This window comes from Nocardioides sp. CCNWLW239 (assembly GCF_037137035.1).
In the GTDB taxonomy this organism is placed as follows: Bacteria; Actinomycetota; Actinomycetes; order Propionibacteriales; family Nocardioidaceae; genus Nocardioides.
Genome location: NZ_JBBBNW010000003.1, coordinates 736,208 through 756,215, shown reverse-complemented (window position 1 = coordinate 756,215; position 20,008 = coordinate 736,208). Strand labels below are relative to the sequence as shown.

20 protein-coding genes are annotated in these 20,008 nt (G+C 69.7%); 11 read left to right on the top strand and 9 right to left on the bottom strand.

The window, feature by feature from the left end; all coding sequences use genetic code 11:
• Positions 1-7: 7 nt before the first annotated feature.
• Both WBG06_RS15440 and WBG06_RS15435 read right to left on the bottom strand, forming a co-directional pair.
• The gene (locus WBG06_RS15440) at positions 8-817 is read right to left on the bottom strand and encodes an MlaE family ABC transporter permease (protein ID WP_336738073.1); all 810 of its coding nucleotides are present in this window, start codon (positions 815-817) and stop codon (positions 8-10) included.
• A gap of 40 nt (positions 818-857) precedes the next feature.
• Positions 858-1,631 carry an MlaE family ABC transporter permease gene (locus WBG06_RS15435; protein WP_442945465.1) on the bottom strand — a complete coding sequence of 258 codons (774 nt, stop codon included), beginning with the start codon at positions 1,629-1,631 and terminating at the stop codon, positions 858-860.
• Between the two features lie 331 nt (positions 1,632-1,962).
• Here WBG06_RS15435 and WBG06_RS15430 point away from each other — a divergent pair, with 331 nt between their 5' ends.
• Positions 1,963-3,213 carry a phospholipase D-like domain-containing protein gene (locus WBG06_RS15430; protein ID WP_336737730.1) on the top strand — a complete coding sequence of 417 codons (1,251 nt, stop codon included), beginning with the start codon at positions 1,963-1,965 and terminating at the stop codon, positions 3,211-3,213.
• 30 nt (positions 3,214-3,243) lie between these two features.
• Here WBG06_RS15430 and WBG06_RS15425 read toward each other — a convergent pair whose 3' ends face one another.
• From WBG06_RS15425 to WBG06_RS15415, 3 genes are read right to left on the bottom strand one after another with little or no spacing between them, the layout of a single operon-like run.
• Positions 3,244-4,149, bottom strand: coding sequence for a DNA-3-methyladenine glycosylase family protein (locus WBG06_RS15425; RefSeq protein WP_336737729.1), 906 nt, complete (start codon positions 4,147-4,149; stop codon positions 3,244-3,246).
• A complete protein-coding gene (locus WBG06_RS15420) occupies positions 4,146-5,552 on the bottom strand; it encodes a serine hydrolase domain-containing protein (RefSeq protein WP_336737727.1) in 1,407 nt (468 codons plus the stop codon). The genes WBG06_RS15425 and WBG06_RS15420 overlap by 4 nt, the downstream gene beginning before the upstream one ends.
• The gene (locus tag WBG06_RS15415) at positions 5,549-5,962 is read right to left on the bottom strand and encodes a MarR family winged helix-turn-helix transcriptional regulator (protein ID WP_336737726.1); all 414 of its coding nucleotides are present in this window, start codon (positions 5,960-5,962) and stop codon (positions 5,549-5,551) included. Before WBG06_RS15415 ends, WBG06_RS15420 begins: the two co-directional genes overlap by 4 nt.
• Positions 5,963-6,015: 53 nt before the next feature.
• On the opposite strand from WBG06_RS15415, the gene WBG06_RS15410 reads away from it, so the two are divergent.
• The 4 genes from WBG06_RS15410 to WBG06_RS15395 are packed head-to-tail and all read left to right on the top strand — an operon-like array spanning position 6,016 to position 10,416.
• Positions 6,016-6,600 carry a TIGR03086 family metal-binding protein gene (locus WBG06_RS15410; RefSeq protein ID WP_336737725.1) on the top strand — a complete coding sequence of 195 codons (585 nt, stop codon included), beginning with the start codon at positions 6,016-6,018 and terminating at the stop codon, positions 6,598-6,600.
• Between the two features lie 27 nt (positions 6,601-6,627).
• Positions 6,628-8,151 carry an ATP-dependent DNA ligase gene (locus WBG06_RS15405; RefSeq protein WP_442945464.1) on the top strand — a complete coding sequence of 508 codons (1,524 nt, stop codon included), beginning with the start codon at positions 6,628-6,630 and terminating at the stop codon, positions 8,149-8,151.
• A gap of 56 nt (positions 8,152-8,207) precedes the next feature.
• The gene (locus tag WBG06_RS15400) at positions 8,208-9,668 is read left to right on the top strand and encodes a glycerophosphodiester phosphodiesterase (RefSeq protein ID WP_336737724.1); all 1,461 of its coding nucleotides are present in this window, start codon (positions 8,208-8,210) and stop codon (positions 9,666-9,668) included.
• A 58-nt stretch (positions 9,669-9,726) separates the two neighbouring features.
• The gene (locus tag WBG06_RS15395) at positions 9,727-10,416 is read left to right on the top strand and encodes a TetR/AcrR family transcriptional regulator (RefSeq protein ID WP_336737722.1); all 690 of its coding nucleotides are present in this window, start codon (positions 9,727-9,729) and stop codon (positions 10,414-10,416) included.
• A 548-nt stretch (positions 10,417-10,964) separates the two neighbouring features.
• Here the strand turns inward: WBG06_RS15395 and WBG06_RS15390 are convergent.
• A complete protein-coding gene (locus WBG06_RS15390; RefSeq protein WP_336737721.1) occupies positions 10,965-12,245 on the bottom strand; it encodes an acetyl-CoA C-acetyltransferase in 1,281 nt (426 codons plus the stop codon).
• Between the two features lie 151 nt (positions 12,246-12,396).
• Here WBG06_RS15390 and WBG06_RS15385 point away from each other — a divergent pair, with 151 nt between their 5' ends.
• The 6 genes from WBG06_RS15385 to WBG06_RS15360 all read left to right on the top strand — a co-directional run bounded on the left by WBG06_RS15385 (position 12,397) and on the right by WBG06_RS15360 (position 17,646).
• The gene (locus tag WBG06_RS15385; protein WP_336737720.1) at positions 12,397-13,719 is read left to right on the top strand and encodes a 3-oxoacyl-ACP reductase; all 1,323 of its coding nucleotides are present in this window, start codon (positions 12,397-12,399) and stop codon (positions 13,717-13,719) included.
• The gene (locus WBG06_RS15380; RefSeq protein ID WP_336737719.1) at positions 13,719-14,600 is read left to right on the top strand and encodes a MaoC/PaaZ C-terminal domain-containing protein; all 882 of its coding nucleotides are present in this window, start codon (positions 13,719-13,721) and stop codon (positions 14,598-14,600) included. The genes WBG06_RS15385 and WBG06_RS15380 overlap by 1 nt, the downstream gene beginning before the upstream one ends.
• A gap of 65 nt (positions 14,601-14,665) precedes the next feature.
• Positions 14,666-15,580, top strand: coding sequence for a GNAT family N-acetyltransferase (locus WBG06_RS15375; protein ID WP_336737718.1), 915 nt, complete (start codon positions 14,666-14,668; stop codon positions 15,578-15,580).
• A gap of 56 nt (positions 15,581-15,636) precedes the next feature.
• A complete protein-coding gene (gene vapB / locus WBG06_RS15370; protein ID WP_336737717.1) occupies positions 15,637-15,855 on the top strand; it encodes a type II toxin-antitoxin system VapB family antitoxin in 219 nt (72 codons plus the stop codon).
• Positions 15,846-16,259 (top strand): PIN domain-containing protein, encoded by a 414-nt coding sequence (locus tag WBG06_RS15365; RefSeq protein ID WP_336737715.1) that lies wholly within the window; start codon positions 15,846-15,848, stop codon positions 16,257-16,259. The genes vapB and WBG06_RS15365 overlap by 10 nt, the downstream gene beginning before the upstream one ends.
• A complete protein-coding gene (locus WBG06_RS15360; RefSeq protein WP_336737714.1) occupies positions 16,252-17,646 on the top strand; it encodes a hypothetical protein in 1,395 nt (464 codons plus the stop codon). The genes WBG06_RS15365 and WBG06_RS15360 overlap by 8 nt, the downstream gene beginning before the upstream one ends.
• Here the strand turns inward: WBG06_RS15360 and WBG06_RS15355 are convergent.
• The 3 genes from WBG06_RS15355 to WBG06_RS15345 all read right to left on the bottom strand — a co-directional run bounded on the left by WBG06_RS15355 (position 17,588) and on the right by WBG06_RS15345 (position 19,931).
• A complete protein-coding gene (locus tag WBG06_RS15355; RefSeq protein ID WP_336737713.1) occupies positions 17,588-17,938 on the bottom strand; it encodes an arsenate reductase family protein in 351 nt (116 codons plus the stop codon). The two genes, WBG06_RS15360 and WBG06_RS15355, sit on opposite strands and share 59 nt — an antisense overlap.
• A 139-nt stretch (positions 17,939-18,077) precedes the next feature.
• Positions 18,078-18,956, bottom strand: coding sequence for an acyl-CoA thioesterase (locus WBG06_RS15350; protein WP_336737712.1), 879 nt, complete (start codon positions 18,954-18,956; stop codon positions 18,078-18,080).
• A gap of 15 nt (positions 18,957-18,971) precedes the next feature.
• Positions 18,972-19,931 carry a proteasome assembly chaperone family protein gene (locus WBG06_RS15345; protein WP_336737711.1) on the bottom strand — a complete coding sequence of 320 codons (960 nt, stop codon included), beginning with the start codon at positions 19,929-19,931 and terminating at the stop codon, positions 18,972-18,974.
• Positions 19,932-20,008: the final 77 nt, after the last annotated feature.

Sequence of the window (20,008 nt, the reverse complement as noted above, 5' to 3'; positions counted from 1 at the left end):
ACCGCCCTCATCCTGTGATCCGCACGGTGGTGGTCGAACCCCAGATCGCGAAGCTCAGGAAGAAGTCCGCGACGACGACGGTGACGATCGAGGTGCGGATCGCCTTGCCGACCGCGATGCCGACCCCGGCCGGGCCGCCGGAGGCGGTGTAGCCGTAGTAGCAGTGGATCAGGATGATCGCGACCGCGAGGATGATCAGCTTGAGGAAGCTGTAGAGGATGTCGATCGGCGGCAGGAACGCCAGGAAGTAGTGGTCGTAGGTGCCGCCGGACTGCCCGTACATCAGCGTCGTGATCAGCCGGGGGCTGAGGTAGGAGGCGCACAGCGCGACGACGTAGAGCGGGATGACAGCCAGGAACCCGGCGATCATCCGGGTCGTGACCAGGTAGGGAAGGCTCGGAACGCCCATCGCCTCGAGGGCGTCGATCTCCTCCGAGATCCGCATCGCGCCCAGTCGCGCCGTGTAGCCGCAGCCGACGGTCGCGGCCAGCGCGATCGAGGAGATCAGCGGGGCGACCTCGCGGGTGTTGAAGAACGCCGAGATGAACGCGGAGAACTTCGCGACACCGATCTGGCTCAGGCTGGCGTAGCCCTGGATGCCGACCTCGGAGCCGGCGAAGAAGGCCATGAACGCGATCACGCCGACGGTGCCGGCGATCATCGTCAGGCCACCTGCGCCGAAGGCGACCTCGGCGAGGATGTTGAGCACCTCCCGCTTGTAGCGGCGCACGGTGCGCGGCGCCCACGCGAGCGCCTTGACATAGAAGAGCAGCTGGTCGCCATAGCCCTCCACGGCCTGGCGCTGCTCCTTGACCATCTGGTTGCCCACTTGGGCGAGCGTGTTGGACACCGGGGGATCACAACCCGTCCTGAGGAACGATCTGGAAGTAGACCGCGGTCATGATGGAGTTCAGGACGAACAGCATCATGAACGCGATGATCACGGCCTCGTTGACCGCTCGACCGACGCCGCTGGGACCACCCTGGGCGTTGAGGCCGTTGTAGGCGCCGATGATCGCGGCCAGGAAGCCGAACAGCGCTGCCTTGACCATCGAGATGTAGAGGTCAGGGAGGCTCGCCAGTGCGGTGAAGCTCGACAGGAACGCTCCCGCCGAGCCGCCCTGGATGATCACGGTGAAGAAGTAGCCGCCGCCGATCCCGGTCGCGATGACGATCCCGTTGATCATCACCGAGACGAACAGGCACGCGAGCACGCGCGGGATCACCAGCCGGACCACCGGGTCGATGCCCAGCACCTCCATGGCATCGATCTCCTCACGGATCTTGCGCGATCCCATGTCGGAGCAGATCGCCGACCCGGCAGCACCGGCGATGATCAGCGCGGCCGCCATCGGCGCCGCCTCCCTGACCACCGCGAGCACTGCGGTCGCGCCCGCGAACGACTGGGCTCCGAGCTGTCCGGCGAGGTTGCCGACCTGCAGCGAGATGACGGCTCCGAACGGGATCGAGACCAGCACCGCCGGCAACATCGTCACGCTGGTGATGAACCAGGCCTGCTCGAGGAACTCCCGGACCTGGAACTTGGTCGTGAAAGTTCCCTTGACGACCTCTCCGGTCATCAGTCCCATCCCGCCGACGCCTCGGACCAGCGAGGCGAACTGCACTGCCATCCTTTACCTTCCGCGAGGTCTTGTGACTCGGCTCACGTTCGAGCCTGTAGTAGAACACGTTTCAGTTCTGAGGGCAACGACCCGGCCCTGGGATGTCCGGGAACAGGGTGGGAGGTATCTGTTCTCAACGACTTACCCGCCGGTAGGTGACGGGAGTCACAGGATCCTCCACCCGGGCGGCGGGATCCGTGAAGGTCGTTCTCGCATGTTGGTCCCGGGCGCTCGGACCGGCTGGGACCATCGGCATAGGTTAGAAGTCCGCGCCGGTGTGGCACGGTGCGGGGAGCCGGTTAGATTGGGGACTGTGATGAGACTGTCGCCGGGGGGCGTCATGAGGTTCCTACGCCGGCTGCTCCTGGTCGTCTTCGGCGTACCGATCGCGCTCGCCGTCGCGATGAGCCTCATCGACGCCTATCGCAGCCGGGGCAAGCACGGCCGCCGGGCCAAGCCGTTCCCGGTGACCCCACCGCGCACCAACAGCGTCGGCGACGGCACCGTGACCACCTACACCTTCGGCAACGACCTCTATGAGGACATGATCGCGGCCATCGACGGCGCGAAGAAGCAGATCTTCCTGGAGACCTACATCTGGAAGGGCGACGACGTCGGCCAGCGGTTCAAGCAGGCGCTCGCCGCCGCCACCGCACGAGGTGTCGAGGTCTACTGCATCTACGACGAGCTGGCCAACCTCGTCGTCCCGGCCCGCTTCAAGCGCTTCCCGGCGGGGATGCACGTGCTGCGCTACCCGACCTACGCCGCGGGCTGGCGGTTCTTCGACCTCTCCCGCTACGGCCGTGATCACCGCAAGATCCTGGTCGTCGACGACACGGTCGGGTTCGTGGGCGGCTACAACATCGGGGCGGCCTACGCCACCGAGTGGCGCGACACGCACGTCCGGATCACCGGCCCCGGCGTGTGGGACCTGCGGCGTGCGTTCGCCGACTTCTGGAACCTCAACCGGCGGCGGCCGCACCCGCTGACCCACCGGACCGGCGGCGAGGGCCCGCTGCTCATCGAGACCGCTCCGTCATGGGACCCCGACCTTCGGTTCCACCGCAACGTGCCCCGGCTGTGGATGTTCCCGATCCGCTCCATGTATCTGGAGGCGATCAACCGGGCCTCTCGCAACATCTACCTGACCACCGCCTACTTCGTCCCCGACGAGGACTTCGTGGACGCGCTCAAGGCCGCGGCACGGCGCGGGGTCGACGTACGCATCCTGCTGCCGTTGAAGTCGAACCACATCGTCGTCGACTGGATCTCCCGCGGCTACTTCTCCCAGCTGCTCGGCTCGGGCGTGCGGATCCTGCGGTTCAAGGACGCGATGATCCACGCCAAGACGGCCACCGTCGACGGCTTCTGGTCGACCGTCGGCACCGCCAACATCGACCGGCTCTCCCTGACCGGCAACTACGAGATCAACCTGGAGATCTTCGACCGCGACGTCGCCAAGCAGATGGAGGAGATCTTCTCCCGCGACGAGTCCAACGCGCTCGAGCTGACCGCCGACGAGTGGGCCGCCCGCGACATCCACCGCAAGTTCACCGAGCTAGTCCTGACCCCCCTTCGCCCGCTGCTCTGACCCACGGGCCCGCGGCAGTGAAATCGCTGGTCAAGTGGGCAGATGCATACGCGGCGACATCCGTGGTCCGCGCCGAGGCCGTTTCCCAGCCACCCGGTAGACCAGCGCGACCACTCGCGCCCGATGCGGCCGGAACTGCTCCAGGTATTCCCGCAGCTGATCGTCGGTCCAGGCCTGGTCGGCCAGCGCCCAGCCCATGTCCTTGGCGATGTGGTAGTCACCGAAGCTGACCGCGTCCGGATCGCCGAGGGCGCGCTGGCGCACCTCGGCGACGGTCCACTCGCCGATGCCCGGGATGGTGGTGAGCCGCCGCTCGACCTCCTCGCCGGGAAGCCCGGCAGTGCGTTCGACGGCGGCAGCGACCCGGGCCGCCTGCAGGACGGCCTTGGAACGGGCCGGGTCCACCGGCAGACGCAGCCAGTCCCAGCTGGGGACGGTGCGCAGCGTCTGCGGAGACGGTTGCAGGCGCAGACCGTGGTCGGCACCAGGGCCGGGAGCGACCTCGCCGAAGCGTCGGACCAGGTTGCCGAAGCCGCGGAACGCCTCCGTGCTGGTCACCTTCTGCTCGATGATCGCGGGCACCAACGCCTCCATCACCAGCCCGGTCCGGCCGAAGCGCGGCACCTCGAAACGCTCGAGCAGCGTGCTGATCAGCGGGTCGTCGGTGTGGAACTCCCCCGGCTCGTCATCGGCGCCGAGGAGCCCGGGAAGGCTCTCCAGCGCCCACTCGGCACCCTCGCCCCACGCCTCGGACTCCACCTCCGCGCCGCGCTGACGCAGCCTGAGCGTGGCGGGACCCTGCGGCGTACGGATCGCTCGCCAGTGGTCGTCACCGAGGATCTTGTAGGTCGGGTCACCGGGGCCGCGGCGCAGCGGCCGCAGCATCGAGGCGAGGCCGACGGCATAGCCCGGGCGGACCGTACGCTGCGCGCTCATCCTTCGAGGCTAGCCCGCGGGAGGACCCGGCTGGTGGTCAGATGGGTCGCCCGGCCGGCGGTATCGCGGCCGGTGAACCCGAACACATGGTGCGCGCCGTGCAGGGCGGTGGCGGTGACGACCTGGTCGACGGCGTACGGAAGGACCTCGTACGTCTCCGGCTCATCGCCGGCCGCGGCGGCCTCGGGGCCAGGCAGCTCCTCGACCCAGAGCCGTCCGGCCGCGTCCTGACGCAGCGTCCAGTCGACGATCCGGGCGCTGTAGGTGCCGAGCAGGCGGGCGGCATCGAACCCGTCGGGAGGTTGCGGCGGTGCCACCGGGTCGGGTGCGATCCGGACGCCGGCGAGGTCGTCGAGGAGCCGGCCGACGACGTCGTGGTAGAGCCCGTAGGTGTCGCCACCGTTGGTGAGCAGCGCGACCGCCAGCCCGTGGTCGGGAACCATCCGGAAGAACGCCGACTGCCCGATCGTCTGGCCGTCGTGGCCGACGATCCCCTGGCTGGTGTCGTCGAGCGACCAGCCCAGGCCGCGCGCCTCGGTCCGGGTGGAGGCCGGGTGATCGACCTGTCTCGTGAGCATCTCGGCGCAGGAGGCGGCCGAGACGACCTGGGCACCGTCGGGCGCCGTCCCGTCGGCGAGATGCATGGCGGCGAAGCCGAGCAGGTCGCGTACGCGCATCGAGAGCATCGCGCCGACCGGTCCGCTGGCGCGCGCCATCCCCCAGGACGGGCCCGGGCGCAGGACATGGTCGGGAGCGGGGTCGATGTGCCCCATCGCGGTGCGGAACCGGATCGCGTCGTAGGCAGTGGTGGCGACGTGAGTCAGACCCAGCGGCGCCGCGAGCCGCTCCTGGAGCGCTCGGTCCCAGGTGGTGCCGCGTACGACCTCGACGAGCCGTCCCAGCACGGCGAACCCGGCGTTGTTGTAGGAGAAGCGCTGCCCCGGGGCGAAGATCTGTGGCAGGTCGCCCATCGAGTCGACGAACCGTTCGACGGCGTCGTCGCCCGGTCCGTGGTCGGTGAAGATGTCGCCCTCGAAGCCGGCAGTGTGGGAGAGCAGCTGACGGACGGTGATCGTCCGGGTCGCCTCCTCGTCGGCGACCCGGAAGGTCGGCAGGTGGCGGCAGATCTCGTCATCGAGGCCGATCCTGCCCTCGTCGACGAGCTGCATCACCAGGTCGGTGGTCCACAGCTTGGTGATCGAGCCGACCTGGAACAGCGAGTCGGTGGTCGCCTCGACGCCGGTGTCGAGGTTGAGGATTCCACTCGCGTGGTCGATCACCTGGCCGTCCCGGAGGACTCCGACGGCCGCAGCGGGCACCCGATGACTCGTCAGCAGGCCCGGCAGCTCGTCCTGGAGCCAGGCATGGGCGTCGGCGAGGGACAGAGGATCGGCCGCGCTCATCGTGCTCCAGCGAGCATGGTCAGCGCGCGCTCGAACGCGGTCCGGTCGGCCGGGTCGAGATCTTCCAGCAGCTCCGCTTCCATGGCAGCGATGGCCGCGCGACAGCTCTGCAGAACCTGCGAGCCCGTGTCGGTCAACGACACGATCCGGTTGCGCCGGTCGGCCGGATCGGGCTCGCGGGCGACCATGCCGGCGGCCTCGAGCCGGTCCAGGTTGCCGATCAGCCGGGTCTTGTCGCGGCCCGTCGCGACGGCGAGCTGGGCCTGGGTCGGCACGGCCGACTCGGCCAGCGCGGTCAGCACCGCGTAGTCCCACATCTCCAGACCGGCAGCGTCGAGGATCGGCTTCTCGCGAGCCATCACCTCACGCGTCAGACGGGACAGCAGGAAGCCGAGCTCGGGTCGATCCACCGGAGGATCCTAACCGTTCGACACATTCATCTACCGCCGATTACGATCTACTCATGCTTACTTTCGCTCAGATGCTCGCAGCCTACGGCCGCGTCCTCCATGACACCACCGCACTTGCGTCCGAGGCCGACGATCTGAAGGTTCCCACCCCGTGCGCCGGCTGGGACCTCGCAGACCTGTTCGGCCACATGGTCGGACAGAACCTCGGCTTCGCCGCCGCGGTCACCGACGGCGACGCGCCGGTCGCTGCGTACGAGCGCGTGCCCGTCACCGCGGACGATGTCGCCGACCGGTGGGACGAATCGGCCCGCCGGGCTCGTGACGCGTTCGGCGCCGCCGACCCCGAGGCGACCGTCCACCTCGCCGAGTTCGGCTTCACGCCGACCGTCGCGGTCGCACTGAGCATGCAGCTGCTCGACGCCGCCGTCCACGCCTGGGACGTCGCGACGTCCCTCGGTCGCACCTATCAGCCGTCGGACGCCACCGTCGCGTTCGTCCTCGATCTGGCTCGGCAGATCGCCGCGACGCCCGGCGGAACGCCGGTCTTTGCCGCGCCGCTCGACGAGGTCGGGATCGCACCGTGGAGCGATGCGCTGCGGCTCCTCGGTCGCGACCCGGAGCGGCCCGTCAGGGCGTAGGGCATGTCTGGGCCGAATGTCGGTGGTGTGAGGTTCACTGGAGTCATGCTGCTCGCCGACATCGTGTCCACCTCGAACGCCGTCGCCGCGACCCGGTCACGGAAGGCGAAGGTCGCTGCGCTGGCGGAGTGCCTCGCCGCCTCCTCTCGCAACGAGCTCCCTGTGGTGACGGCCTACCTCTCCGGCACGCTGCTGCAGCGGCGTACGGGTCTGGGCTGGCGCTCGCTCACCTCGCTCCCCTCCCCGGCCGCCGAGCCGTCGTTGACGGTCGAGGACGTGCACGAGGCGTTCGAGCGGATCTCACGTGTGGCGGGGGCAGGCTCGCAAGGCGAGCGGGCTCGCGAGTCCGACGCGCTGTTCGGTGCGGCGACCGAGAGCGAGCAGGCGTGGTTGCGGGGCGTGGTGACCGGCGAGGTCCGCCAGGGCGCTCTCGACTCCCTGGTGCAGGAGGCGCTCGCGGTGGCCGCCGAGGTGCCGTTGCCGGCCGTACGCCGGGCCGCGATGCTCGCCGGGTCGACGGTGATCGTCGCAGGGCTCGCCTTCGACGGCGAGGACGCACTGGCCGAGGTCGGCCTGGTCGTCGGGCGGCCGGTGCTGCCGATGCTCGCCTCGTCCGCCGGATCGGTGACCGAGGCCATGGCCAAGCTGGGCGAGCCGGTCGTGGTCGACACCAAGCTCGACGGCATCCGGATCCAGGCCCACAAGTCGGGTTCGGAGGTGCGCATCGCGACCCGCACCCTGGAGGACATCACCTCGCGGCTCCCCGAGGTGGCCGAGATCGTGGCCTCCCTCCCGGCCCACACCCTGGTCCTGGACGGCGAGGCCATGACCCTCGGCCCGGACGGCCGGCCGCGGCCGTTCCAGGAGACCGCCTCACGCACCGCCACCCGATCGTCGCCGGGGACGGCCGTGGCTCCCTACTTCTTCGACATCCTCCACGTCGACGGTCGCGATCTCCTCGACCACGCGCTCGATCAACGCCTCACCGAGCTCGACCGGATCGTCCCCGAGCAGCACCGCGCTCCGCGTCTGGTCACCGTCGACGCCGAGGAAGCCGAACGGTTCGCCACCGAGGCGGTCGCCGCCGGCCAGGAAGGGGTCGTCGTCAAAGGGGTCGGCCTGCCCTGGGAGGCCGGACGGCGGGGATCGGGCTGGATCAAGGTCAAGCCGGTCCACACCCTCGATCTCGTCGTGCTCGGCGTCGAATGGGGCTCGGGGCGCCGCAAGGGCTGGCTCTCCAACATCCATCTCGGTGCGCGCGGACCAGAGGGGTTCGTGATGATCGGCAAGACCTTCAAGGGCATGACCGATCAGATGCTGGCCTGGCAGACCGAACGGTTCACCGAGCTCGCCGTCGCCGACCCGCACAGCGACTGGGCGGTCGAGGTCAGGCCCGAGCAGGTGGTCGAGATCGCTTTCGACGGGGTGCAGCGCTCGACCCGCTACCCGGGCGGGGTCGCGCTGCGGTTCGCCAGGGTCGTCCGCTACCGCGACGACAAGACGGCCGCAGAGGCAGACACGATCGATACGGTGAGGATGTATCTACATTGACCTGATCGGGATACCGGTTCGAGGTGACTCCGACCGATCACCTAGCCTCACTGCGCGTGCCCCCACACGCCCGAGTCGCCGCGCTCTTCGTGACGCTGACGATGATCCTCTGGCCCGCCGCATCGAGCCCGGCTGCCGCGACCGACGACGATCCGGCCTCCACCGTGGCCGCTCCGACCCCGAGCGTCGCGCGGCCGATCCCGAACGAGCGGTTCACGCTGAGCGGGTCGCTGGGCGCCAGCGTACGGCGGGTCGTGCAGCTGCAGACCTACCACGGCGGCGCCTGGGAGGTCGTGCAGCGGCAGGCCGTCGCGAGCTCGGGCGACTACTCCTTCACCGTGACCCAGCCCGCCTCGGTGCGTACGCGGTGGCGGGTCCTCGCCGACCGCATCGAACGGGACGGCCGGAACTGGGAGGAGCGGGTCACGGCGCCGCGCACGCTCTTCGGGCGGCCGCAGGCGGTCACGACCAGTGTGGCGCGGTCGGTGCGCGCCGGACACGCGGTGCGCCTCACCCTCTTCGCAGCTCCTCCTCGGCCCGGCCGGGTGCTCACCCTCCAGCGCGACAGCGGCCGAGGATGGACGACCGTCGCCTCCCTGCGCGCCGACGAGACCGGCCATGCCACGTACGTCTTCCGGACCCGGGAGGTCGCGAAGACCCGGTTCCGGACGGTCGCCCGAGACCACCACGGAGCGCCTGCATTCGCTGGGCCGGCGGCCGCCGTCTACGCCATCGGGAGCAGGCCGGTCGGGGTGATGGCTTGGCGTGGTGACTCGCTCGGCTATCCGGAGAACACCCTGGACGCGTTTCGCAGCGCGGTGCGGCAGCGGGCCGACTTCATCGAGATGGACTTCCAGCCGACGGCCGACGGTGAGTGGGTGCTGTTGCACGACGACGACTTCCGGCGTACGACCGACGTCGAGGCCCGCTTCCCCGAGCGCCGGACCGCGAGCCCACGCGAGTTCACCCTCGCCGAGGTGCAGTCGCTCGACGCAGGCTCGTGGATGGCGCCCCGGTTCCGGGGCGTCCGGGTGCCGACCATCGAGGAGGCTTTCGACGCCATCGACGTGGCCGAGCGGCTCCATGGGCACCGGGTGCGCCTCGTGGTCGAGCTCAAGGGCGAGAGCCCGAGCGAGATGCGCGCGCTCTACCGCAAGGTCGTCTCGCTGCGGCCCGGCTGGGTCTCCCGGACACGCCATGACGACAAGGCGATCTTCATGAGCTTCGAGGCGAGCCACTTCGACTTCCCCGGCGCCGAGCGGACCGGGATGGAGAGGGTCGCCGTCAAGGACGAGCCCGATCCGGCGGACGTCCACAGTGGGCCCTTCGCGCAGGTGCACCTCCACACCCGGCTGCTCGACGCCGGCCTCGTCGACCGTTACCACCGCCAGGGAGCCGCGGTCGGCACCTGGCCGGCCGTCAACACCGCCGCCGTTCTCCGCGCGGCGGTCGCCGGGGTCGACTACGTCACCACCGATGACGTCGCGGGAGCGCGAAGGGCGCTGCTCCAGGAGTGACATGTGAGGCCGCCCACGTGGATGCAACTCCGAGTTGCACACCGCGTACAGTGTGTCTGTGAGCACCCGACCATCCGGATCCGAGGCCGACGGCCGCCGCTCGGCCGCCGCGGCTCGGCGCCGCGCCCGTGAGGCAGACATCGTCGCGGCCACCCGCACGCTCTTCGACGAGCGCGGCGTGAGCGACGCCCAGATCGAAGACATCGCCAGGGCTGTCGGCATCAACCGGGCGATCGTCTACCGGCACTTCACCGGGAAGGACGAGATCTTCGCCCTGACCCTGGTCGGCTACCTCGACGAGCTCCGCGAGCGGATGCTGACCGCGACCGAGGGCGACAGCTCCCCGACCGAGGTCGTACGTGACGTCGTCGGCACCTTCGTCGACTACGGGATCGAATACCCCGCCTTCGTCGACTGCGCCCAGACCCTGATGCGCCGCAGCGGCTCGGACCTGCTCGACGAGCTCTCCGAGAGCGCCCTGTTCCGCCTCGGCCGCGCCATGAACGGCTGCCTCACCATCCTCACCAAGGTCTTCGAGGACGGCGCCGCCACCGGCGAACTCCACGTCGAGGACGCCAACCTGCTCGCCAACACGCTCTACGCCTCCGGTCTGGGCGCACTCCAGCTCGCCCGCGTCGGCATCCTGGTCTCCGAGTCAGCCCCCGGCGTACCCACCGTCGGCTCCGTCTCCCCCGACCAGGTCCGCGACTTCCTGGTCACCTCCGCCCTGGCCCTCACCGCCAAGTAGCCCCCACCGCCGAAGCGTCAGGCAGGTCGGCCGAAGCGTCACGTACGTCGGTCGAGTTGGCAACCAGGTGCCAAGTCGACCGACGGGAGTGACGCCTCGACCGACCGGAGTGACATCTCGACACACCAAAGAGACCACTCGGGCGAAGCGTCACGTACACCGGTCGAAGCGTCACGTACACCGGCCGAAGCGTCACGTGCGTCGGCCGAAGCGTCACGTGCGTCGGCCGAAGCGGCAACCAAGTGCCAACTCGACCAACGGGAGTGACGCCTCGACCGACCGGAGTGACGCCTCGACATACCAAAGAGACCACTCCGGCGAAGCGCCACTTACACCGGTCGAAGCGTCACACGCCGACCGAAGCGTCCACGTACGTCGGCTGGGTCGGCAACCAGGTGCCAACTCGACCGACGGGAGTGACGCCTCGGCCGACCGGAGTGACGCCTCGACACAACAAAGGGACCACTCCGGCGAAGCGTCACGTACGTCGGCCGAGTCGGCAACCAAGTGCCGACTCGACCGACGGGAGCGACGCCTCGGCGCGGGGCCTACTTCTCCAGGATGGCGACGACGCCCTGGCCACCGGCGGCGCAGATGGAGATCAGGCCTCGGCCCGACCCCTTCTCGTCGAGCAGCTTGGCCAGGTTGTTGATGATCCGGCCGCCGGTGGCGGCGAAGGGGTGACCGGCGGCGAGGCTCGAGCCCTTGACGTTGAGCTTCTCGCGCGGGATCGAGCCCAGGGGCGCGTCCAGGCCGAGCTTGTCCTTGCAGAAGTCCGGCGACTCCCAGGCGGCGAGGGTGGAGAGGACCTGGGAGGCGAAGGCCTCGTGGATCTCGAAGAAGTCGAAGTCATCGAAGGTCAGGCCGTTGCGCGCCAACAGACGCGGAACGGCGTAGGCGGGGGCCATCAGGAGACCCTCGCCGCCGGCGACGTAGTCGACGGCGGCGACCTCGGCGTCGACGAAGTAGGCCAGGACCCGCAGGTTCTTGGCCAGCGCCCACTCCTCGCTCGCGAAGAGCACGGCCGAGGCACCATCGGTCAGTGGCGTCGAGTTGCCGGCCGTCATGGTCGGGTTCTCGCCCTTGACCCCGAAGACGGGCTTGAGGGTCGCGAGCTTCTCGACGGTCGACCCCGGACGAAGGTTGTTGTCCTTCTCCAGGCCCCGGAAGGGGGTGATCTGGTCCGCGAACCAGCCGGCGTCGTAGGCAGCTGCCAGGTTCTGGTGAGACGCGGCGGCGAGCTCGTCCTGGGCCTCGCGGGTGATGCCCCACTCCTGCGCGGTGAGCGCGGCGTGCTCTCCCATGGAGAGCTTGGTGCGCGGCTCGACGTTGGCCGGGATGTTGGGGATGACGTCGGCGGGACGCAGCTTGGCGAAGGCCTTGACGCGGTCGACGTTGGTCTTGGCACGGTTGGCCTCGAGCAGGATCTTGCGGAGCTTCTCGCCCAGCGCGATCGGCGCGTCGGAGGTCGTGTCGGTGCCACCGGCGATGCCGGAGTCGATCTGGCCGAGCGCGATCTTGTTGGCGATGTAGGTGGCGGCCTGGAGACCGGTGCCACAGGCCTGCTGCAGGTCGACGGCGGCCGTCTCAGGGGCCAGCTTCGAGCCGAGCACCGACTCGCGGGTCAGGTTGAAGTCGCGCGAGTGCTTGAGCACCGCACCGGAGGCGACCTCCCCGATGCGCTCGCCCTCGAGACCGAAGCGAGCGGCGAGGCCGTCGAGCACGGCGGTGAACATGTCCTGGTTCGACGCAGTCGCGTACGCGCCGTTGGAACGGGCGAAAGGAATGCGGTTGCCGCCCAGAATGGCGACACGGCGAGTGGTGGTCATGGGTTCATCCTTGTCTGATGACACGCTTTGGAGAAGGGTATGTCAGGGAGATCACGAAAAGTGGACACCGAGTTACACCTCTAGTTACAACTGGCCAGTAACATACCAACGTACGCCTCAGAGACCACGTCCAGAAGGATCAGAGCAGACCATGAGCGACAAGTACCAGAGCTTCACCCAGTCGGCGATCGGCAAGGTCCTCGTCAAGAACCTCGGGCTGCCGAGCCCCGCCAAGCTCGAGCGGTACGCAGCCGGCGCCCCGCTCGTGAAGGGCACGATCCTGACCGGCGGCCGTGGTCGTCTGGCCGAGTCGCTGAGCGGGCTCCTCGGTGAGCTGGACGTCGCCTCGACCGACACCGCTGCCCCCGGCGCCCGCTTCAAGGGCCTGGTCTTCGACGCCACCGGTCTCACCTCGACGACCGACCTGGTCGCGCTGCAGGAGTTCTTCACCCCGGTGCTGCGCAGCCTGGAGAACAACCCGCGCGTCGTCGTGATCGGCACCCCGCCCGAGCAGCTCGAAGGCGGCGAGCGCATCGCCCAGCGCGCCCTGGAGGGCTTCACCCGGAGCCTCGGCAAGGAGATCGGCAAGGGCGGCACCGTGCAGCTCGTCTACGTCGCCGAGGGATTCGAGGGCTCGCTGCTCTCGACGTTGGCCTTCCTGCTCTCCCCGAAGAGCGCCTACGTCTCCGGCCAGGTGGTGCGGATCGGCACCAAGAACGCCTCCCCCGCCGCCGAGCAGGTCGACCCGAAGAAGCCTCTGACCGGCAAGGTCGCCCTCGTCACCGGCGCCGCCCGCGGCATCGGCGAGGAGATCGCCAAGGTCCTGCAGCGCGACGGTGCGACCGTGGTCGGCCTCGACATCCCGCCGTCCGAGGGCGACCTGAAGAAGGTCACCCCCGACTACATCACCGCCGACATCACCACCGAGGACGCCCCCACCACGATCGCCTCCTACCTCCAGGAGAAGTTCGGCGGCGTCGACATCGTCGTCCACAACGCCGGCGTCACCCTGGACAAGAAGCTCGCCAACCAGAAGGCCGATCGCTTCGGCACGGTGCTGGAGATCAACATCAGCGCCCCCGAGCGGATCACCGCCGAGCTGCTCGAGCAGAAGCTCATCCGCCCCAACGGCCGCATCATCGGCGTGTCCTCGATCGCCGGCATCGCGGGCAACGTCGGCCAGACGTCCTACGGTGCCTCGAAGGCCGCCGTCATCGGCTTCGTCGACTCACTGGCCGAGGAGCTCTCGGACGGCATCACGATCAACGCCGTCGCCCCGGGCTTCATCATCACCCAGATGACCGCCGCGGTCCCGTTCGCGACGCGTGAGGTCGGCCAGCGTCTCAACGCGATGGCACAGGGCGGTCTGCCGGTCGACGTCGCCGAGACCATCGCCTGGTACGCCTCGCCGGCGTCGACCGCGGTCAACGGCAACGTCGTCCGGGTGTGCGGCCAGATGATGCTGGGGGCCTGATGAGCGACACGTTCACCGGCAGGTCCGGTCCCGGCCTGCTCGTGCGGGCCGCGCTGCCGGCCATCCCGGGCATCAACGCGCTCCCGGGGATCAAGAAGACCGGGGTGTCCTACGAGGAGCTGAGCCTCGCGCGTGAGCCCGTGGTCCTCGAGCGCGGAGCCGTCGACGCCTACGCCGAGCTCTGCGGCTTCCCGCTCAAGGACACCGCTCCTCTCCCCTACCCGCACATGCTGGCCTTCCCGCTGCACATGGCGCTGATGTCCTCCCCCGACTTCCCCTCGCCCGCGATGGGCATGGTCCACATCGAGAACTCGATCAGCGGCTACCGCCCGATCGCGGTCGGCGAGGCGGTCGCGGTCACCGCGACCGTGGGACAGCCCGAGCCGCACCCGGTCGGGAAGGCCTACAGGTTCCTGACGGTCGCCACCGTCGAGGGTGAGGTCGTGTGGGAGTCCACCTCGACCTACCTGGTCCGGGGGAAGCGCAACCCCGACGTCTCCTGGCCCTCCGATCTCGCCGAGGTGGAGGCATCGGGCCCGGTCTTCCCGCTCAAGGCCGACCTCGGGCGGCGCTACGCCAAGGTCGCCGGGGACTACAACCCGATCCACCTCTACCCGCTGACCGCCAAGGCGCTCGGCTTCCAGCGGCAGATCGCGCACGGGATGTGGACCAAGGCACGCTGCATCGCAGCACTCGAGAACCGGCTCCCGGGCGCGGTGCGCGTGGACGTGGCGTTCAAGAAGCCGGTCTTCCTGCCCTCCTCGGTCGCCTTCGGGGCGCTCAAGCACCTGGACGGCTACGACTTCTCTCTCCGGAAGTCGGCAGCGCACAAGAGCGGCTCCGACACGCTGCACCTGGTGGGACGCACCACCGCTCTGTGATCGACGGGAGGCCGCCACGATTTAACCCGTGGCGGCCGACCTCGCCCAGGTGAGAGCGTGCTCGCATGCCTGCCGCACTCCAGCTCCCTTCGGGTTATGCCGAGCGCCCTTTGACCCTCGCCGATGCCGGCGCCGTGACCCGCGTGATGGCAGCGAACGAGCTCGCCACCCTGGGTGAGGTCCACATCGAGGAGGCAGACATCGTCGCCGAATGGCAGCGGCCCTCCTTCGAGGTCGGCCCGGCAACGGTCGGCGTGCTCGCGCCCACCGGTGAGCTGGTGGGTTATGCGGAGTGCTCCGGCGGCGCGCGCGCCGACGCCGCCGTCCATCCCGATCACTGGGGTCGCGGGATCGGCACCGCGCTGGCCGGCTGGATCGGCGCCCGTGCGGCCGAGCTCGGCGAGCCGGTCATCGGCATGCCGGTCCCCCAGGGCTCGCCGGGCGACCGCCTGCTGGAGTCGCTGGGCTGGTTCACCCGCTGGGAGTCATGGGTGCTGGTGCTGCCGGAGGACGCGGCGATCCCCAGGCGTGAGCTGCCCGCGGCGTACGCCATCAGGGCTGCCACCCCGCACGACCACGAGCAGGTGTGGAACGTGGTCGAGGATGCCTTCCTGGAGTGGTCCGAGCGCGAGCGGGAGCCCTACGCCGACTGGCTCGCCACGGTCGTCGAGCGTCCGGGCGCGGAGCCGTGGAACATCCGTGTGGTCACCGACCCGGAGGGCGTCGTGGTCGCCGCCGCGGTGCTGGTGATGACCGAGGACGGCAGGGAGGGGTACGTCAGCAAGCTGGCCACCCGCAAGGACCAGCGCAACCGCGGCTTGGCGCAGGCGCTCCTGGCCGACGCGTTCGGCGTCGCCCGTGCCCATGGTGCCCCGCGCGCGACGCTGTCGACGGACTCGCGCACAGGCGCGCTCGACCTCTATCTCCACGTGGGTATGCAGGTCGAAGCCACCTGGATCCACCGCGCGGTCCGCCCCTGATCCCACCGTCTCCGCCTGCGCTCCGCTAGCATCTTGCGTCCAGGAGGTGGACAGACATGTCCGACGTACTGATCCGAGGTCTCTCGGATGACGAGCTCGCGCGCATCGACACCGAGGCGACGCGGCTCGGGCTCACCCGCAACGAATATCTCCGCCGGTGGTTCACACCCGACGCGCTGCGCCCACTGCCACCGGCTCGCCCGGTGGCCGGCGGCGACTTCGCGAAGTTCGCCCCGCTCGCCGACCGGGGTCTGCTGCGTGACGCATGGTCGTGAGGCGACCCTGGCTGATGCACCGGTCGGCGCTCGCCCGGATGTCCACCAGCCCCGACGCTGAGAAGTGGTCCCGCCTCATCGAGCTGGGACAAGTACGCATCACCACCACCACACTGCTGGAGATCGGCCACCTGGCCCGGTCCGAACGCGAATGGTCCGACCTCGTCGAGGACGTGCCGATCATTCACATGCCGCTCGCGACCCTCACGCCGCGCACCGAGGCACGGGCGCTGGAGATCCAGCGGATCGTGCTGCGCGACGGCCGTCACCGCGCACCGTCCGTGCCCGACCTGCTCGTGGCAGCGGTCGCGGAGGAGGCCGACCTCACCGTGCTCCACGCCGACAACGACGTCGATCTCATCACCCGCACCACCGGGCAGCCGGTCGAACGGCTTCGTGCCTGACTCTCCTGCGACGCGGTTGCGGGGAATCGACCTGGCAACCGTCGTCACCGCCCTAGGCGCGATCGACATCACCGGTCCGATGGAGCCGGTCCTCGGTGGCCTGGCGGGTTCCCGGACCGCACAGGCGACGCTGTGGCTCTCGACCCGGCTGGCCGCTGCGGTGCGCTCGTACGCCGACGGTCTCGCTGCCCTCGGGACGCTGAGCGAGGACCTGCCTGCCGGCGCCTTCGACCTCCGGCTCTCGGCGAGGGGGGAGGACTACGTCCCGCCTGCAGACCCACCCGGCCTCGCTCTGGTCGGCGGTTGGTCGACCTCGGCCCTTCGGGAGGCGGCCCGGCGCGTCCACGAGGCCGCCGAGATCGTCGACGCACATCTGCGTGAGGTTCCCGCCGCCCTGCGCGAAGCGGCGCCGGCACAGATCGACGAGGAGGTACGCAGCGGCCGACTGCTCCTCACCGCGTTGCGACACGCGCGGTGGGCGATGCACGAGGGCTCGGTCGACCTGGACGCTGCCCTCGCCGAGCTCACCGACGCGACTGCCCGAGCGGCGACTGCCGGATTCGCCATCCTGGAGGACGCAACCGTCACCGAGCCGGACGGTGTCAGGATCCCGGCACCACGACTGCCCGAGGGAGCGGAATCACACACGGCCAGGATCGCCGCTGCTCTCGACCGCGTCGTCCGCACCGACGCCTCGACCGCCGACGCGTTGACGGCCATCAGCTTCCCCGAGAGCCTGGGCTCCCGGATAGCCGCCTACGTGGAACGGGTCGTCGTGACCCGGCAGGTGGTCGCCTCGCTGGGCGAGGAGGGCGCTGGCGCGCTCTCGGCGGGAAAGGTCGCCAAGAGCGCCGGCAGCGTGGTCGGGAAGGGTAGCGCCTACCTCCGCTTCCTGCGTACGTCGCTGGTGGGGCTCACCCGGTCGCAGACGGTCTTTCGCAGCGTCGGCACCACCAACCGGGCGCTGCGCCAGTTCGCCCGAGGCAGCGCCAACGGCGGGGCGCTGCGGTTCCTGCTCGGCACCCGGCTCGCTCGGGGCGTCGGCTGGATCTTCCTCCCACTCACCATCGTCACCGGAGTCGTCGATGTGGTCACGGGCAGCGGCGAGCGCGGCGTACGCGGCTTGGTCAACCGGCTGCTCGGCCTCGCCGGCGCCGTAGGAGCGGCGGTGCTCCTGGTGACTCAGCTGCGCTGGGCCGCGGCCGGCCCGGGCGTGCTCAGCGTCGCCGGTGCGGCCGTGCTCGCCTTCAGTCTCTGGTCGCTCGGCACGATGGCCTGGGACCACCGCGCCGGGATCGCGAGCTTCGCGAACGCCGTCGCGAGTCGGCTCAGAACAGCTCGCGCACCTTCTCGATCGGCCGGGCGAGCACGCCGCGGTCGCCCTTGAGCACGATCGGGCGCTGCAGCAGGGCAGGGTGCTCGACCATCAGCGCGACCAGCTCGTCCTCGGAGAGGTCGCGGTTGGCAAGGTCCAGCTCCTTGTAGACCGGCTCGCGCTTGCGCAGCACCTCGCGAGCACTCAGCCCGGTCTTGGCGAGGATGTCCTTGACCTCCTCGGCCCGCAGGCCGAGCACGTGGTAGTCGACCTTCTCGAAGTCGATGCCCTCCTCCTTCAGGAGGACGAACAGGTTCCGACACGTCGTGCAGGTCGGCTTCTCGTACACGGTGATCTGGTCCACGTGGCCACTGTAGAGACCGCGCGGCTCCCCTGGCGCTCCGGGCCTGTGCAGTAGCGCGACAGGCGACCTGGATGTGCGATAGTGCGCCGAAGTATCCCCAGAAGCAGCGACAGGAGAGACCTTGCCGAGGCAGCGAGCCTCAGCTGCGAGGCGGTCGGATGAGGCCCTCTTGGGCGACGGTGGCGGCCAGCGTGCCGTCGGCGGTGAAGACCCGGCCGATGGAGAGGCCCCGACCGCCGTAGGCCGAGGGACTCTCCTGGTCGTAGAGCCACCACTCGTCGGCGCGGAAGGGGCGGTGGAACCAGATGGTGTGGTCCAGGGAGGCCATCTGGATGCCCTTGTGGTCCAGTGAGTGAGCGGCCAGAGAGGCGCCGAGCAGAGAGATGTCGGAGGCCCAGGTGAAGGCACCACGCTGGATGTCGGGGTCATCGGGCAGCGCGGCACCCAGCCGGATCCACAGGCGCTGCTGCGCCGGTCGTGCCGGGTCGGGCTCGATGCCGAGCAGCGAGTTGCCGACCGCGCGCACCTCGACCGCCTCCCACTCGCGGGCCAGCGACACGGCCTCGGGCGACCCCGAGTCGGCCATCATCTTCAGGAAGTCGATGCACTTCTCCGGCGGCGGGACCGACGGCATCGCGTCCTGGTGCTCGAACCCGGTCTCCTCACGCTGGAAGTTGGCGGTGAGGTAGTAGATGTCGCGGCCCTTCTGCCGCGCCCGGACCCGCCTGGTCTCGAAGGAGCGCCCGTCGCGGATCCGCTCCACGTCGTAGACGATCGGATAGGACGGGTCGCCCGGCAGCAGGAAGTAGGAGTGCATCGAGTGCACCGTGAACGCCGGATCGGCCGAACGTATCGCGGCCATCAGCGCCTGGGCGGCCACCTGGCCGCCGTAGGCACGTCCGCGCGAGTTACGCGTCGTGGTGGCGCCGTGGAACAGGTCCTTGTCGATCTCGACCAGATCGAGCACGCCTACCAGCTCGGCCACTGCCTGGTCCGCCGCAACGGCGTCGGTCGTCATGGGAGTGAGTGTCTCTCAATCCTTCTCAGAGTCGTCATCGGGGTCCGGGCCGTTCAGCCCGGCGAGGAACTGCTCGAACTGCTCGCCGAGCTCGTCACCGGTCGGCAGCGGCTCGTCGGGTGCCAGCAGCGAGCGCCCGGACTCCTCCCCACGCTGGAAGGTGTCGTACTGCTGCTCGAGAGCGGCCACGACCTCCCGCACCTCGGCATTGTCCTCGATGTAGGAGGCGATCTCCTCCTCGCGGCGCTGCGCCTCGGCCTCCAGGTCGGAGACGGGGATCGTCAGCCGGGCGGCACGCTCGAGCTCCTCGACGAGCACGACGGCCGCGGCGGGGAAGTCGCTCTGCGCCAGGTAGTGCGGCATGTGCACCACGAAGCCGCCCGCCGGGTGGCCCCACTCCCCCAGACGCACCTCCACCAGGGCTTGAGCCGAGGACGGGATCCGGATCTCGCCCTTCCACTGGCTCTCCCAGACCTGGGCGGTGAGCTCCTGCGCGGGGTCGTTGGCATGCCTGGTCGTGGTCAGCGGCCGAGTGTGCGGAACAGCCATGGGCACCGAGCTGAGCGAGATCACCTCGGTGACACCGAGACGCTCGACCACGTCGCGTACGGCGCCGGCGAACGCCTCCCACCGGTTGTCCGGCTCCGGGCCGTGCATCAGCAGATAGGGCGTGTCGCCGGTGTCCTTGAGCAGCCGGACGACCAGCCGCGGCGCGTCGAAGGATTCGTAGTGGTCGCTGACGAACGAGATCGCCGGACGGCGTGCCCGGTAGTCGTGGAGCTCGTCGACGTCGAAGGTCGCCACCACGGGCGCGCGCTTCGAGGTCTGGATCAGGTGGGCCGCGGCCCGCTCGGCGGCCTTGCCCGCATCGAGGAATCCGTCCAGGACGACCACCAGCGGCAGTCGGTCACCACCGGCGAGGAGGATCTCCTCGGGCAGGTCGTCCACGACGTGCACCAGTCGTGATCCGGTCATCGGTCCCTCCTCCCGTTGCGTACGGCCCGCGCGGGCCTCGCCGTCGTCTGCCTGGCCCGGGGTCTCGGCCCTGGGAC

What these genes read in the sequence shown, in the direction of transcription:
- WBG06_RS15440 (WP_336738073.1), bottom strand. Translation starts at nt 817, where the DNA reads ATGGTCAAGGAGCAGCGCCAGGCCGTGGAGGGCTATGGCGACCAGCTG.
- WBG06_RS15435 (WP_442945465.1), bottom strand. Translation starts at nt 1,631, where the DNA reads ATGGCAGTGCAGTTCGCCTCGCTGGTCCGAGGCGTCGGCGGGATGGGA.
- WBG06_RS15430 (WP_336737730.1), top strand. Translation starts at nt 1,963, where the DNA reads ATGAGGTTCCTACGCCGGCTGCTCCTGGTCGTCTTCGGCGTACCGATC.
- WBG06_RS15425 (WP_336737729.1), bottom strand. Translation starts at nt 4,149, where the DNA reads ATGAGCGCGCAGCGTACGGTCCGCCCGGGCTATGCCGTCGGCCTCGCC.
- WBG06_RS15420 (WP_336737727.1), bottom strand. Translation starts at nt 5,552, where the DNA reads ATGAGCGCGGCCGATCCTCTGTCCCTCGCCGACGCCCATGCCTGGCTC.
- WBG06_RS15410 (WP_336737725.1), top strand. Translation starts at nt 6,016, where the DNA reads ATGCTTACTTTCGCTCAGATGCTCGCAGCCTACGGCCGCGTCCTCCAT.
- WBG06_RS15390 (WP_336737721.1), bottom strand. Translation starts at nt 12,245, where the DNA reads ATGACCACCACTCGCCGTGTCGCCATTCTGGGCGGCAACCGCATTCCT.
- WBG06_RS15385 (WP_336737720.1), top strand. Translation starts at nt 12,397, where the DNA reads ATGAGCGACAAGTACCAGAGCTTCACCCAGTCGGCGATCGGCAAGGTC.
- WBG06_RS15380 (WP_336737719.1), top strand. Translation starts at nt 13,719, where the DNA reads ATGAGCGACACGTTCACCGGCAGGTCCGGTCCCGGCCTGCTCGTGCGG.
- WBG06_RS15375 (WP_336737718.1), top strand. Translation starts at nt 14,666, where the DNA reads ATGCCTGCCGCACTCCAGCTCCCTTCGGGTTATGCCGAGCGCCCTTTG.
- vapB (WP_336737717.1), top strand. Translation starts at nt 15,637, where the DNA reads ATGTCCGACGTACTGATCCGAGGTCTCTCGGATGACGAGCTCGCGCGC.
- WBG06_RS15365 (WP_336737715.1), top strand. Translation starts at nt 15,846, where the DNA reads ATGGTCGTGAGGCGACCCTGGCTGATGCACCGGTCGGCGCTCGCCCGG.
- WBG06_RS15350 (WP_336737712.1), bottom strand. Translation starts at nt 18,956, where the DNA reads ATGACGACCGACGCCGTTGCGGCGGACCAGGCAGTGGCCGAGCTGGTA.
- WBG06_RS15345 (WP_336737711.1), bottom strand. Translation starts at nt 19,931, where the DNA reads ATGACCGGATCACGACTGGTGCACGTCGTGGACGACCTGCCCGAGGAG.